Raw genomic sequence first — 14,810 nt, forward strand, 5'->3', positions numbered from 1 at the left:
TTGACTGGGCTTAGGCCGCCAACAACAACGATTTCGAGAGTTCAAACAATTGCGCTCTCAGCTCTGAAAGGTCGTTAATGGTGATGGCAATCGGGAATAGATGGCTGACATCCAATCCCAAGCCTACACCGACCGTTTCAATATCACTATCACGGCAACGCTGTAACAGTTCCAGCGTGCTCAGTGACTCGTTGGGTTGTCCATCGGTTATCACCATCAATACCTTGCGCGGTTCCCGGCAACGCAGTAGTGACGCCGCAGCAAACCAGATCGCTTCCGTCATCGGCGTACTGCCGGTGGCGGCTAGCGAAAAGGCGCCAGTTCGGGCATTCACGCGTTGGCCATGTTCCAGTAATCGGAACACCGAATCGTCGTGATGGCCTGGAAACGCTGTGACGCCAGGATTGACTCCCGGAATGCCTTCGAATGCCAAGGCCAATGCCAAAGTGGCTTCCAACGCAATCGGCATTCGCGATCCCATCGGTTGGCCTTGGCTATCGGTCACCTGATACCCCATGCTTTCGGATTTATCGAGTAACAGATGGATCGCCGTATTGGGTGCCGCTTTGGTCTCTTTACGCTGAAACAGCTTAGTTTCGCCCAGTGGTAAACGGTGTAAACGCTTGCCATCCAGCCGCCGTCCACGACACGCATGTTGCGACCGGTTTAAGGTTTGCGATTGCACCAAGCCTTGCAAAGCAGCACGGATTTTTCCCGATTCGTCTTGCACCTTGCGCAGTAAAAACGCACCGGCCCGCTCGTCCATGGGCGGCTCTAGGCCACTGGGCATCAGCAATTCCGATACATTTTCCGCCGCCAACGACAAGGCCGATTTCAGCGATTCAAACACATCCAGCTCGATATCACTGTCACCAGCGGACAACAGAGTTTGCAAGACGCCCATCGGATCTGCAATTTCCGCGTTTTCTTCATCTTCGCCTTGTGGGTTGGATGTAGATCTGTCGGATGGCGTTGCCGGTTCATCGTCAGAATTTTTGGGAGTCGAATCATCGTTACCCGCCGATTCTGAAGACGGATTTTCGTCAATGTCGTTGGGCAATCGTTCATCGGGCTCCATGTCATCCGGCTCAGGCGTGTTTTCCTCATCTGCCGATGGCTGTGCTTGGTTCTGCTGCCGTTGTTGCTCGAACTCATCTTCAATCATGGTCAGGATGCGATCGGTCAATTGCAGGCAATCACTCTCCGATTGCAAGCCCTCCGGCACTTCGGATAGCAAGCCTTTCAGGCGCGTTACCGCACCTTTCGGAAACGTTGCTTTCAATGCCGCTTCGGTTTGCTCGACCAATGGCAATAACGCCGATTGACCCAACACCTTGGTCCGCAAATATTTCAACACGAAGCCGTACAGAATATTAGCCGGATGATCATCAATGCTGTTGGCCACAAAGTCGCCTTTGGCAATCATCTTTTCAATCATGGTGCGAATGGTCAGCCGGGTACCTGGAAAGTCCTTGGCCAGTTCGTGCTCAATGCGAACATCTTCGATGGCATTACATAAGCGCCGGCGCAATACCGAATGTCCAAAGCGCAACGTAAAATCCGAATAACGAATATGCGCGGCTTCGTGGGCTAAAAGGCCCCAGGCGACATCCTGATAATCTGGATCGTCGCCCTCATAGGCTGGCAGCCAAATGGTTTGACCATCGGTTTCGGCTTTATCACCGCCGACTCTGACTTTGACGCCAAAGCGATTGCCAATGGCTGCCGCAACGATGGGGAATGCGTTGTGTAATGTTCTATTTTTCATGGTGTGCTCCAAAAGTCAGGGCAAACCACGGCCCCAGAGGGACATGAATTTGCCCCATTGGGTGAAGTGTTAAATGGCGTCAGATTAGAACCAGTAATCCTGGTCAGAATCATCCTCCTCGTCATTGCTTCCTGCAGTCACCGTTTCAGGTTCTGCTGAATGCTCCGAGTGGTTGGATTCATCTGCAAAGTTACCGGTTTCCAGTTTGGCCTAGCTTTTATCCAGCAAGACCTCAAGCGCCCAGTCATCCGATGCCGATTCCGGTTCGAGTTCATCGTCAAAGATGCCGTCAAACAGATCAGTAAAATCGGGGCTGTCTGCAGCGGTTTCAGCGATGACGGGTGTCGGTTCTGTTGGCACGACGAGTACTGCTGGTGGCTCGGACTCCGCGTATTCGATGACTTCTTCAGTTTCATCAACAACAGGCAGTTGAGTCGCCAACAATCCTTCACCGTGCCGACGGGTTTTATCCGGATCGGACAACAGCATGGCTGTCGCCAGAATCTCCTGCAAAATGCTGCCTTCAATGGCGCCTTTGGTGGGGATTCTCGCCAACAGATCGTCAATGGTGCTGACGACCGGCGCGACCCGATGATCCAGAAAACCTAGCCCATCGAGCTTGTCCCGCATGCGGCGAATCGGCCGTAACGCGCTGCGGGTGACTTGTTGTTTGCCCAGCAACGACTGCTCGATGAGATGGTTGGCTTCCACGGAAATTTCATAGAACATCTGCTCACTGAGAGAACCGATTTTGCTTTCCAGTCGTGCGATGTCCGCCGGCGGCAAGCTATCGGGTAACCCGACACTGACCACCAGAAAATCAAATGACAAGCGCGTCGAGACAAACTCCACTGAATCCACAGCTTGCTCGATGATGCCGGCAAATTCCGGATGGCGAACCACCCAGTCCGTCACCGCCGCATCGTAACCGGCAATAAACTCGGTTTTAGCCGCAGCAAAATCCAGCCCGATACGCTCAAGTTCCGCGGTAATACTGGCGGCCGATTCAACCGGCACGGCAAAGCCACCCAGAAAGCGGGTACCGACGCGCAGACAAATGCGTTCGGCTTCCTTCTTCAGACGGTTGAACACCGTCAGCTTGTCCGGATCGAGCAAACGTTTAGACCCTAAACTGGCTAAGTCCTCCGGCGGCAATTTGCTACCATCGGCCAGCACCAGGTCTTCTTTTTTCAGTTTCTTGCGGGCGCCGTAAATATTGGCATCCACTTTTACCAAGACCACGCGGTCTAAGATGATTTGCGTTTCATGAGACATGGGAACCTCCTAAAATGAGAGGCACACCCATCCCCGCTGGGGTCGATGTGCCCCTGTAGGGTTAAATGAAAATAACAAACCGGTTAAAACCAGCAGTCGTCCTTGTCGGACATGGCCGCTGCCAGATTTAAGCGGGGTTTGAGCAAACCTAAGACTTCTGCGGTGTCCCGAATGCTGTCCAGATCAGTGCCGAAAAATGCCAGCACGTCCTGTTCAGCTTTCAGATCGACCGAGAGATCTCGGGCGGTTTCGGTGGCAATATCAATGTCCACGCCTTTAAAGCCTTTTGCTTTCAATGCCAGTAAAAACAACCAAGGCAGAATGCCATGCGCTGATTTAATCTGGCCGCTCAGATCAAAGATTTCGGCATTGAGGGTGGCATCAATCCACTGTTGCCAGCCATCCCAGTCTTTTTCAGGCTTAGAGTGCTGATCCGATACGGATTGAATAACTCCGATCAGTCGCCTGACCTCGATACCCAAGTCCACTCGAACCGCCTGCTTGGCATGGCAATCAATGGTCCAATACAGCGACTCAACTGGCGGCGTTAGCATGGGCTCTGGATTTGAATCAGGCTCTGGCACTTGTGATTGAGTTGCCGAAGTCTTACCCGGAAACACCACATTGCCGTCACCGTCAATGTCCACCACGGCCACAAACACATAGCCCTTGGCCTGTTTTTGCTGTTCGATATCGTGCTGGCGTATTCCCGTTCGCGTATTGATGCTCGGCAGACGAGAAGCTGTCTTGCCCCAACGCGTCGAGATCGAGCCGTCAGCATGGGTGGTAACCGCCCAGTCTTTGAAACTGCCGTCAGTATTACGATGACGATAGAGATTCCAGGCAGCCATGACTAGATCTGCCAGTCATCGCCAAACACATCTTTGGCGATGCGATGAATCGCTTCGCGTTCGGCGGGTTCAGCTCGAAAGGTCAAGGCCCTGTCCAAGGAATACGCCAAGGCATTCGGCGCACTTTTGAAGGTGGCTACCAATGACGCCCAACGCACTAAACCGCGCGTGGATAAGGTCACCGACAACATGCCACTGCCATCCGCACCGCCGATAAAGACTTTACGAATCTGATTGGCGACTTTGATCATGCTTTCGCGTACCGTTTCCGGCATACTCGGCACTACATCGGCCAACAGTTTCATTTCGTCTTCGGGTTCGGGGTAACCAACTTCCATCAGCCTAAAACGATCTAGAAACGCGAGGTTCTGCCGCAACACCCCTTGGTACAAGCCCGACTGATCGCCAGACCCAGCACTATTGCCGGTGGCCACCAAACGAAACTTCGGATGCGGGACAATCACGTCGCCGGTCTGTGGAATCGTCAACGGCTTGCCTTCAACAATTTCATTCAAGCCAATCAGCTCGGCAGGATCGATGGCATCGATTTCGTTGATCAACAATACATGACCCAGGCGGACTGCCAGGGTCAACGGACCGTCGATCCACTTCATCGCGCCGCCGTCGACCAGCATGTACTGGCCTAGCAGGTCATTGAGTTCCAATCGACCGTGACCGGTGACCGAATGCACGCCCCAATGGAGACGCGCCGCAACTTGCTCCAACAACGAGGTTTTACCGGAACCGGTGGGGCCGGTCAGGTATAAGCCGTCGCCATTGTGTGCGCCTAAAAACGCCAACACATCGCGTAAGTGATCCTTGCGAAACACATAGGGTTTTTGCGCCGGTACATAGGTATTTTGTCCGAGGGCAAAGCCTTCCACTTTCATGGAAGCAGGGGCCGGAATGCCGAACGTGTCGGCAATGGAATAGTGTTGGTACATGGTGAGCTCCTCGAGGGCTAGCCTCAGAAAAACAAGGGGCGCACCGCCCCGAGGGGTAATGAGCCCCAACGGGTGTTAAAACCCTGGCAAAACAGGGTAGATAAAGAAATTAACGTAGCTGCATGACGCAGTACATCGCCCATTCGGCGCGGGCCAACAGCTCCCGATCCATCAAGCGCAGGATGCGCTGAATGTCGCTTCTCAAACCGGGGTCCGAGATTTGACGATGCATCTCCAGCAGCAACCGCTTTTTGGCCTGAATGTCGTCGCTATGCGCAACGTTCAACCAGCCGTGCAAGGTTTTCCAAAAGTCGTGATTCATAATGACCTCCTTCAATCATCAAAAGGGGTCATCGGGTCCCGTGAGGGTGATGAACCCCAACGGGACAAACTAAACACACCAGGCTTGACGCACCTGGCACACGAGGCAAACGCTCATGCCGCTTAATAACGGAACGCCGGTCGAAACCGGATTCGGGATTCCACGAAGGGAATGCCTGAACGATGCGGGTTTTGGGTTGGACTTTTTTAAAAGCCCAGCCTAAAACCGACATGCCTAAACTGAAGGATTTCATGAGGTGTCCGGCGTCAACTATCTTGGCCGGTCGTCAATCAATGAACATCCCGTAACCACCAGGGTTACAGGATGTCTTGAAACGACCCCTCAAAACCAAAAGTCCACACCCGCTAGGTCTTTCAAGGCTTGGGCATCGAACGGTACTTCAGCATGTTTACCGTCGTCATCCCGACAGGTCACACGGACTCTCGTGGCAGACGGTTTTCGATAGAGTTCCAGCGCCGAAGCCTGAACATCCGGTTGCAAGGTTTGAAGTGCAGCCTTGTAATCGATGGCACCCTGGCTTTGAAAACGGCTGATCCGCAACCCGGAATGCTCTGCGGCCACGTAATCACCCATCAGCAACACCAACGTGTTTTCAATGGCCGCCTGATTAGCCTCCAAGGTGGTTAGCTCCGCTTTCAAATCCGCAATTTTCACGGCACGGTTGCGATAACTCGCCGCCAGTTGTTGCCATTGCTGCTCCGCATCACCTTTGGGCAAATACAAATCAAGTTCGGGATCCTTAGGTGGCTCCTTTTTGGACTTGACCGCCGACCAGAAATCCATCGCGACAGCGACTAACTCGGTGAGAAAGATCTCATCGCGCTGAATTTCAAACTCGATGTCCTGGCCTTGGTGATAGAAAAACAAAAAGCCGCGCTGTGCTTCGGACACCAGCAGTTGCTGTTGCACCTGGCACCAATACAGTTGATAGGCCTCGGACGCTTCCCGATTCAACAGCACATCCAGAAACGTGGTCTGGTGCGGACATTTGATTTCCACGGGCTCATTCGCGTCGGACAAGCCGTCGAACGATGCCCGCATCAAGGGGTACTGTTCCGACTCGCCGCACAGCGGCAACAACATCAGCTCGTGTTTATCCTCGAAGCGTTGCAAAGCCTCGGGCTCCTGCTGGATCCCGGCGCGGATCAAGGGGTTGTTGTCCAGGCTGGCTTCCAGTACCAGGCCGATTTTTTCAGCCCAGAGCCGCCAAGGGGTTTTGTAAGGCGAGCGGTTCATGACGATGGCCGCTTCACTGGCACTGACGCCTTGTGAACGCCAGTGCCGCCATGCGGTGGACCGTTGCGAAACGTCGACGACGTTCATTGCCAGGCATCCGGCAACTGAATGTGGCAGCCTAACCGCAACGAAGGCACGCCGCGTTGGGTTAAATGCTGTTCACAGCGCTTGGCCCAATGGAAATCGGCAAATAGCAACAACACGGCATCCGCAGTTGGCAATACCAAGCCGCCAAAACTTTCCACCAAATGGTGTAATTCCGCTTTGGAGGGTTTGTCGACCTCTGCCACGGCTACACCCGGTTTAAAACTGCGTTCTAAAAAGCCGCGCCCATGTCGGCGAATCACCGTGGGTGAGTCGTAACGCCGCCAGTCGGTATGACAGGGCAGCCGATTTAACGATTGATCGATTGCATTCATGATCTCTCCTTAACTAAAACTCAGAGCATCATGAATCCCCACACGGGCGAGTCATGACGCCCTGAAGGGGTGGTAGTTGAATGTGACGGATGCTGAAATCCAGCACACATCAGTATGAAAATGGCCTAGCCGATTGCGTGATTAAGCAACAGGACAGCCCTATACAGTGAAATGACTAACGGTTGGCGCCCAAAGCCTGACGCGCCTGCGTCATAGCCATGTCCTTCGCTGTCAATGGCGGCATGGCCGTCGCTTCAGATTGTTCCAATACCGGTGTGGTCCTGGGTTCGACCTCAGAGACCTTGTCCAACTCGGCCAAGGCAAACGTCAGATCGATACCTCTGAACTTCTGATGGGCATAGTCGTAGGCGGCTTTCCAGGCTCCTGCCGCCGCAGTACGTCTAACCAGTTCAGCGACCGCTTTTTGCACCTTGGGATGGATTTGCGACAGATCGATGACACGATTTGCATCAACGCCAGCATCGCCCCCAAAATCGTGATCGTCACTGCCAACCTCTGCTGCATTCAAAACTGTGGCACTACCATCGATCACGCTACCGTCGGCAATATCGTCAAGGGTTTTGCCATCCATTTCCTCGGCGGCATAACCGCATTCCTCCGGAAAGGCTGCCCTGAGCGACGCCGCTTTACCGCATTTGGATAATTGCCCCTTAGGGCGTTTGATCCACATGGCGGTTGGCACTTGCGAGTGTTTACCACCGGCCGAGCTATAAGCCTCCAGCCAGTAGACTTCCTCGGTAAAGGCGCAACGTTTGCCGGCGACGATCCGGTACACAGTAACCGCCACCCATTCGGGAAAGGTCACGGTGACACTGGATTCCTGCCATTGCTCGTTGTCGTCCTTGTAGCGACCGGTAAAGGTTTTGGTGATATCAGGACCCCAGACGGGTCTGTCCATGCCGGCCCAAACACCGGTTCGGGATGCGGTAGTCTGAATTTCCATGATGGACGGCCAGACGGTTTCGACATTGCGGCCTAAAGCGGCACTCCACATCGGTACGATATGCACCGGTTTTTTGAAGATGTCGAGCTTGCGGGCCTTGCAATAATCCAGCGCCATCAGGATGGCTTCCGGGGTTTTCGCCGTGGGGAATGTCACTTCCGTCAATACCTTCCATGACTGCTCCGAAATACCATAGCCTTGCTGGGCTGCCATCGGCATGGGTAAGTCGCGCGACTTAGGTTGATAGTTTCGATTTTGATTGCTCATGGTGGGTCTCCTTATCAAAATGAGAACGCCATGGCCCCAACGGGGATAGTCGTCCCCTTTGGGTTGAAAAGCCGTCACCGCAAAAACGGGTCGGCAGTACGTTAAAATTTACCCGCGCTTGCGGCAGCTCATGAATAGCTAGGTTTAGTTGAGCGGCATATCGGCATATCGGCATACTCGTCATCCCAATCAGCGTCTTCTGATGCCGGGTTCGATGATGAACCGCTTGTAGAGGCGGGCACAGTTGGGCGATCGAGTAGTTGCAACTCATGCACAACCACTTCCGTGCGATAACGCTTTTCGCCGTTCTTATCCCATTGCTGGGTGCGAAGAGCGCCTTCCACATAGATCTTGCTGCCTTTCTTCAAAAGATCGCCGGCGGTATCGGCCAGTTTTTTAAAAAACACGACCCGATGCCATTCAGTTCGTTCCTGTTTGGCGTTTTTTGCATCTTTCCAAACCTCACTGGTTGCCAAACGCACTGCCACGACTTTGCCGCCGTTATTCGGTAAATAGCGAATATCCGGATCGGCGCCGAGACGGCCCAGCAAGATGACTTTGTTTACACCACGATTGGCCATGATGATGTCCTCCTATCGGCCGCGCCCGACAAGTGAAAATAAAACCCACCTGCGCGGCGATGGGTCACATCCGGCAGGCACATTCCCGGCTAGGAATACGCACTCCCAGACAGGATGAAAATCTAAAACACAACCATTACATCAGGCTTGACGCACCTGACACGCCGATGGATAACCACCGTCGCCGCTTAAAAACGGAACGCCGACCGCAGTCGGATCAAGGCAATCCTGAAAGATCAGCCGAGAAAATTAGAAAAACAGGCAAGCAAAAAGCTAACCGATTCAATTGGCAGGCATTGAAACAGAAAAATTTAAGGATGCTCGTACAATAAAGGTCGAATTCGGCCTTTATTGTAAAAAGGCCAAAAAAAATTTGGCTTACGATCATGGCTCATTTATCCAACATGGGAAACGGTCATGTCCGAAACAGCTCCTCAGCCAAAATCAGCCTCGCGTCGCGCCATCAGTCGGCCGATATTTGAGCGCACGTTTAGCATAAACAGCGAACAAGCCATTCGGGTCATTCGTGATAGCTATCACCGGTTGATGGTGTCCTTGTATGCGATCGACGTGATCCTGCGCATCATCGGTCGGGAAGAAACCGTCGATGAAATCGAAAACATCGTCAGTCAGATGATTGCCGAATGCGCGGAGCAACTGCAACTGGAAAAGAGTCGGCTGGAAAAACTCAAAGCCGACAACGGCATCAATGAAACGCCGACCTACACGCACCCTAGGGAATTTGTGGCCAAGATTGCCTCGCCGCAGATTGCGCAATTCGTAGAGTTGATTCGATTGCTGGATCAGTTGATGATCGTCATGGACACTTTATGGCTATGCCAGATCATCTCCAACAAACACTGCATTGCCGCGCGCCTGGAGTGGCAGCAGCGCTTGCAGCGACTGGCCAATAAAATTGTCACAATGGAAAGGCATGCGCATCAGGCAGCTTATGAACAAGGGCATGGAGAGGAAGTGCGACTGGCCCGACAAGAATCTGGACTGTTGGGTGAGCCAGCGAAACTTTCCAAGGAAGATGACTCATCGGTTGATGAGGCCGGTTCGGATAAGGCAGGTGCGCAATGACAGTTAGTGCGGGTGAAATATGCTTGAGTGTTTCGTTATCCGAACAGGAGGCTTGGGATTTGGCGCAATTTCTGAAGCGAACTGGATTTGCTGATTTTCGAAGTAACGCAGTCGATGATGGGGAGGCTTATCCCATGCAGGCCGTGACCCAAATGATCAGAAGAAACCTGGAAGTACATGGAATTAACCCGAAGGAACCTGAGGCCTCATTCACCGATCAATTTTTTGATGCTGTCTTTACTGATTGTTGATAAGTTCAGCTTTTTAATTTCCTTGGCTTTAAAATCTATGGCCTGGGTTTTACCAAGTTCCAGAAGCTTAGCGATTATCAGCTTGTCAGATTTCAATAAAAAATCCTCGAGTGTCATTTTTTTACACGAACGGCATCGACACCACCTTTAGCCTTTTCGGTATGAACCAGTCCCATGACCATAAAAAACGCAATTGCTTTGTTAACGGTCGTTTTGCTAATGCTCGGGTCAGCTTTATTGCACAGATCGAATAAGGTCGTTCTAAACTGTGCCGGATCAGGACAGACGTCCTTTAAGGCCACGGCGTGTTTGTAAATTGTTTTTAGCCTATCGGCATTGTCTGGCAGCGTATTGTATTTTTTTAGCAGGACTTTATAGCCCTCCGCGCTAGCAACGACTTCAGTTTTTTCGGTCGGTTGTATCGGCTTTGCGAGACTGGCTAAATTAGCGTACCGCTTTTGCTGACTTCAATGGCGTCGTTGGCGTTTAGATAATCGGTACCGTCCAAAATCGACCGTGTCAATGTCAGAAGATGACTGCACCATCTTATTGGGCTAGAACCACTTAGTGAAGTCAACTATTGAGCAAAAAAATATCAATAGACATCTGCACAGTGCGTCATTTTGCTCAGCACTTCTCTTCACAAGAATAGGGTTTGGGGCGCTAAATAGCTTTTTGGCGTTGTCCGATGAACTATGAAAGGTTTTCTTAGTGTGTGAAGCCGGCTTCTGAAAATGACACCACCAATATTAATGGTATCTAAAGTCGTGCAGTCAACTTCTGAATTCGTGCAGTCGTCTTCTGATATTGATGACCGAAATCGACCGGTGTCAATGTCAGAAGATGACTGCACCATCTTATTGGGCTAGAACCACTTAGTGCAGTCAACTATTGAGCAAAAAAATATCAATAGACATCTGCACAGCGCGTCATTATGCTCAATACTTCTCTTCACAGAAGTGAGTATTTGGTATGGAACCCGAGTCCACTAAATTCACTGAACAGGGAGTGTTGACTTTATCTCAAGAACATTGGGAGTTGGCTCGTATGCGAGCCAGTATCATTGGCCGACTCGCGGCCTTAGAAATCGTTGGACATCAATCAGCCGATGAAGCCGCTCAAAAATTGGGTATCTCCCGAAGACAAGTTTATGTCCTGATTCAAAGATTCCGGCAAGGTACCGGGTTAGTGACGGATCTTGCCCCAACACACACCAGTGGGGGCAAAGGTAAAAGGCGATTGGTCGAAGCGGTAGAAAATATCGTCAGTGAATTGATACGGAAAAAGTTTATGACTCGGCAAAAGCTGACAGTCGCGAAACTTTACCGGCGTATTAAACAGGAATGTAAGACTAGAGGATTACCGGTTCCCGCCCGTAATACGGTTGCCCTAAGAATAAAATGGTTGAATCCAGTGCAGGTGAAACAAGCGCGGGAAGGCGCCGATGCTGTTCGATCTTTGTTGTCAGCCGGCGGTACGCCGCCAGAAATCACCGCCATTTTGGAAGAAGTTCAGATTGACCATACGGTGATTGACCTAATTGTCGTTGACGAACGCGACCGCCAGCCTATTGGTCGACCGTACCTGACCATCGCTATTGATGTCTTTAGTGATTGCATTGTCGGTATGGTTGTGACGTTAGAACCTCCATCCACCATTTCTGTCGGACTCTGTCTAGCCCATATGGTTTGCGATAAGCGTCCCTGGCTTGAACAATTACAGTTAGAAGTCGATTGGCCTATGAGTGGAAAACCCAGGTCAGTTTATGTGGATAATGCGCCGGAATTTAAAAGCGAAGCGTTGCAGCGGGGCTGTGAACAACATGGCATTTCGCTGAGTTATCGTCCGCTAGGGCAACCGCATTATGGCGGTATTATTGAACGGTTGATAGGCACCATGATGGGGGATATTCATGAGCTCCCCGGTACTACCTTTTCAAATCCGGAAGCTCGCGGCGATTATGATTCTGAAAAAAAGGCCGCGTTAACACTCCATGAATTGGAACGCTGGCTAACGATAGCGGTCGCTTATTATCATGGTGAAACCCATTATAATGATCTACAAGAACCCCCGACAAAGCGTTGGTCCAAAGGGCTTACCTTAAATGGCCCGCCGCCTGTTGTCACTCATGCAAAAGCATTTCTGATCGATTTTCTGCCGATTATCCGACGCTCCTTGACGCGTACCGGTTTTAGAGTCGACTACATTGATTACTTTGCCAATGGGTTAAAGCCGCTAATTGCCCGGCGGAAGAAGGGCGGCACTATGTTCCTGATACGTCGCGATCCAAGGGATATTAGCCGTATCTGGGTATTGGACCCGGATAGTCAACAGTACCTGGAAATTCCTTACCGCTCCTTGGAAAACCCTGCCATTACGTTGTGGGAACATCGTCAAGCCATCAAACGGTTGCGGGCTGAAGGTCGGGACCAAGTGGATGAAGTTTCTCTCTTTCGGATGATCGACCAGATGCGCGATATTGTTCACGATGCCCAAAAAGCCACGAAACGAACTAGACGAAATAATGAGCGGCTTAAACACTTAACGCATTCGACAAAGAAAAGTAAACCCCAGATACCGCCTGATTCCGACCAATCGGAAATTACGTCTGCCGTACCCTTCAGCGACATTGAGGAGTGGTAACGATGAAAGACAACTCTAGTTTAGACCTATCCCATTTGACCCCTCCAGCCCAACGCTTGGCTCATCTCCAGTCTCCCGAACGGATCACGCATATACGTGCTGAACGATGGATCGGTTACCCGCGTGCGGTGGAGGCAGTCAATCGGCTGGAGACGCTGTATCAATGGCCAGCGAAACAACGCATGCCGAATCTCCTCATTATCGGGACGACCAATAATGGAAAATCCATGATTGTTGAAAAGTTTCGGCGTCAACATCTACCCAGTTCGAGCCCGGACGCTGAGCATATTCCTGTTCTTTGTGTGCAAATGCCATCCGAACCCTCAATACTTCGCTTTCATATAGCATTGCTTGCCGCGATGGGGGCGCCACTAAGATCGCGTCAACCTATCGCCATCTTAGAACAACAAGCACTGAGCCTAATGCGCCGTATCGGCGTCAAGATGCTGGTGATTGATGAACTGCATAATATGTTGGCGGGTAACAGCAACAGCCGGCGGGAATTTCTTAACTTGCTGCGGTTTTTAGGGAACGAACTTCGAATTCCCTTAGTGGGCGTCGGCACTCGTGACGCCTATTTGGCTATTCGTTCCGACGATCAACTGGAAAATCGTTTCGAGCCCTTGATATTACCGTTATGGCAAGTTGACAAGGATACCTGTTCGCTGCTGGCAAGTTTTGTGGCGGCATTCCCCTTGCGCCGACCATCCAATATTGCGACCGACGACATGGCTCGGTATCTGTTAGCGCGTTGTGAGGGCACGATAGGTGAGCTGGCGTTGTTGCTGACCAAAGCCGCTATTGCCGGTATCGAAACGGGTGAAGAGGCCATCAACCAAAGGACATTAGCATTAGCTGATTACGCCGGCCCGAGCGAACGCCGCCGGAAATTTGAAAGAGAGCTCAATTGACATCGGCTCAACGATGGCCGGTTCATCCGGTCCCTGTCGAAAACGAAGCCTTATCGTCCTGGCTATATCGAATTGCCCGGTGTTACCAAATGGACTTGGAATATTTATTACGTTATGAATGGGGACAGGGGCAATTGCTAGATATCGATATTCTGCCCCCCATAGGTTTTCTTGAAATCATTGCCCAACGTAGCGGTGTAGCGGTAGATAGACTTCGCTTGATGACGATGTCGGGCTGGGCACCTTGGTTACTGGACAGTTTGGACCCTGATCCTAATTCTTACGCCAGTTATGTTCATCAAATGTCGGTTTTATTTCCACACCCAAAGCGTCAGCGCAGATTGATACCAAGATGGCGAGCTTGGTTGCCCAAGCAAACCCTACAACGAGCCTGTCCAAGCTGCTTGAATGAATCATCGGGTCACGAAACATTTAAGCTGATGTGGCAGTTCCCTTTATTTATCAGCTGTCCCATTCACGGATGCTGGCTGCAATCGTATATTGGTGATGGCCAGCTGAGTTCCTGGCATCAACTGGATGCGGCATTAATACGTGAAGCCAGTGACGCGATCAAGACAATGGATAGGCGAACCGAACAAGCATTGACGTGTGGGGAAGTTGACTTGCCTAGACGACCAGTACATGCCGGCATTTGGTTCCGGCTGTTACGGGCGTTAATTGAAGAATTGAGTATGCCGATTTCTATCAGCGGGCTGCAATCGAAAGACCTTGCAAGGATATGGGCCACCTGCGGCCACCCTATTCGAGCAGGGCAATTTCGCTGGTATCCATTCGAAACGTTAGATCCATCGGCGCAATTGCAGTTTTTGGAAGCCTCTGCGGTGGCAATGAGCATGATAGAAAACCAAGAAATAAAGGCTCGGGGTAGTCTAGCCTCCTTATTTTGGCCTGAACCGGATCAAATCGTTGATGCCGGTCATCCGCTGCCTGTGCTTTCCGAACCGACTGAAAAAGAAATTCACTATTGGCAGATAGCCGAAAGATCGTTAGCAAAGACTATTGACGAGGCTCGAACAAACCCAGTAGTCGCAAAAGCGTTGTTTACGGTTCTGCTGTTTGGTCGTCGAGATACCAAGACCATACGAACAATCCGAACACATCTATCCGCTTTTGGAATTCCCGCGAAATGGTGTCACAATAAATCAAATTCATACCCTTTATAATACATAGATTATATTACGGGTTATATGACATTTTTTGACGACACTGACGAAGTCTTTTAAAGTGTCACATAAACGACCGTATAAGTG

General features: G+C 51.2%; 15 protein-coding genes. 6 read left to right on the forward strand and 9 right to left on the reverse strand.

What is annotated here, in order from left to right; translation table 11 throughout:
• Positions 1-10 precede the first annotated feature (10 nt).
• The 9 genes from METH11B_RS0100405 to ssb form a co-directional block, all read right to left on the reverse strand.
• Positions 11-1,768 (reverse strand): VWA domain-containing protein, encoded by a 1,758-nt coding sequence (locus METH11B_RS0100405; RefSeq protein ID WP_026600254.1) that lies wholly within the window; start codon positions 1,766-1,768, stop codon positions 11-13.
• 210 nt (positions 1,769-1,978) lie between these two features.
• Entirely contained in the window at positions 1,979-3,043 is a 1,065-nt protein-coding gene (locus METH11B_RS0100410; RefSeq protein WP_026600255.1) for a DUF3150 domain-containing protein, read from the reverse strand.
• A gap of 83 nt (positions 3,044-3,126) precedes the next feature.
• Positions 3,127-3,894: a hypothetical protein gene (locus METH11B_RS0100415; protein ID WP_026600256.1), complete on the reverse strand. Its 768-nt coding sequence runs from the start codon at positions 3,892-3,894 to the stop codon at positions 3,127-3,129.
• Positions 3,895-3,896: 2 nt separating this feature from the next.
• A complete protein-coding gene (locus METH11B_RS0100420) occupies positions 3,897-4,838 on the reverse strand; it encodes an AAA family ATPase (protein ID WP_026600257.1) in 942 nt (313 codons plus the stop codon).
• Between the two features lie 109 nt (positions 4,839-4,947).
• Positions 4,948-5,160 carry a hypothetical protein gene (locus METH11B_RS0100425; protein ID WP_026600258.1) on the reverse strand — a complete coding sequence of 71 codons (213 nt, stop codon included), beginning with the start codon at positions 5,158-5,160 and terminating at the stop codon, positions 4,948-4,950.
• 342 nt (positions 5,161-5,502) lie between these two features.
• Positions 5,503-6,504, reverse strand: coding sequence for a YqaJ viral recombinase family nuclease (locus tag METH11B_RS0100430; RefSeq protein ID WP_026600259.1), 1,002 nt, complete (start codon positions 6,502-6,504; stop codon positions 5,503-5,505).
• On the reverse strand, positions 6,501-6,836 hold the full coding sequence (locus METH11B_RS0100435) for a hypothetical protein (protein WP_026600260.1): 336 nt from the start codon (positions 6,834-6,836) through the stop codon (positions 6,501-6,503). Before METH11B_RS0100435 ends, METH11B_RS0100430 begins: the two co-directional genes overlap by 4 nt.
• Before the next feature lie 175 nt (positions 6,837-7,011).
• Complete coding sequence (gene bet / locus METH11B_RS0100440; protein ID WP_026600261.1) at positions 7,012-8,067, reverse strand: phage recombination protein Bet; 1,056 nt, start codon at positions 8,065-8,067, stop codon at positions 7,012-7,014.
• 128 nt (positions 8,068-8,195) lie between these two features.
• Positions 8,196-8,648: a single-stranded DNA-binding protein gene (ssb, locus tag METH11B_RS0100445; protein ID WP_026600262.1), complete on the reverse strand. Its 453-nt coding sequence runs from the start codon at positions 8,646-8,648 to the stop codon at positions 8,196-8,198.
• Positions 8,649-8,680: 32 nt separating this feature from the next.
• Between ssb and METH11B_RS28950 the strand changes: the two genes are divergently transcribed.
• The 6 genes from METH11B_RS28950 (at position 8,681) to METH11B_RS0100475 (ending at position 14,723) form a co-directional block, all read left to right on the forward strand.
• On the forward strand, positions 8,681-8,980 hold the full coding sequence (locus tag METH11B_RS28950) for a hypothetical protein (protein WP_155931044.1): 300 nt from the start codon (positions 8,681-8,683) through the stop codon (positions 8,978-8,980).
• A gap of 85 nt (positions 8,981-9,065) precedes the next feature.
• A complete protein-coding gene (locus tag METH11B_RS0100450) occupies positions 9,066-9,734 on the forward strand; it encodes a hypothetical protein (RefSeq protein ID WP_026600263.1) in 669 nt (222 codons plus the stop codon).
• A complete protein-coding gene (locus tag METH11B_RS28205; RefSeq protein WP_036275505.1) occupies positions 9,731-9,985 on the forward strand; it encodes a DUF7706 family protein in 255 nt (84 codons plus the stop codon). The genes METH11B_RS0100450 and METH11B_RS28205 overlap by 4 nt, the downstream gene beginning before the upstream one ends.
• Before the next feature lie 972 nt (positions 9,986-10,957).
• Entirely contained in the window at positions 10,958-12,628 is a 1,671-nt protein-coding gene (locus METH11B_RS0100465) for a Mu transposase C-terminal domain-containing protein (protein WP_026600265.1), read from the forward strand.
• Between the two features lie 2 nt (positions 12,629-12,630).
• On the forward strand, positions 12,631-13,539 hold the full coding sequence (locus tag METH11B_RS25885) for a TniB family NTP-binding protein (protein WP_036275507.1): 909 nt from the start codon (positions 12,631-12,633) through the stop codon (positions 13,537-13,539).
• Positions 13,536-14,723 carry a TniQ family protein gene (locus METH11B_RS0100475; RefSeq protein ID WP_081733715.1) on the forward strand — a complete coding sequence of 396 codons (1,188 nt, stop codon included), beginning with the start codon at positions 13,536-13,538 and terminating at the stop codon, positions 14,721-14,723. The genes METH11B_RS25885 and METH11B_RS0100475 overlap by 4 nt, the downstream gene beginning before the upstream one ends.
• The last annotated feature ends 87 nt before the right edge of the window (positions 14,724-14,810 follow it).

Origin of the sequence: Methylomonas sp. 11b (genome assembly GCF_000515215.1) — a bacterium.
In the GTDB taxonomy this organism is placed as follows: Bacteria; Pseudomonadota; Gammaproteobacteria; order Methylococcales; family Methylomonadaceae; genus Methylomonas.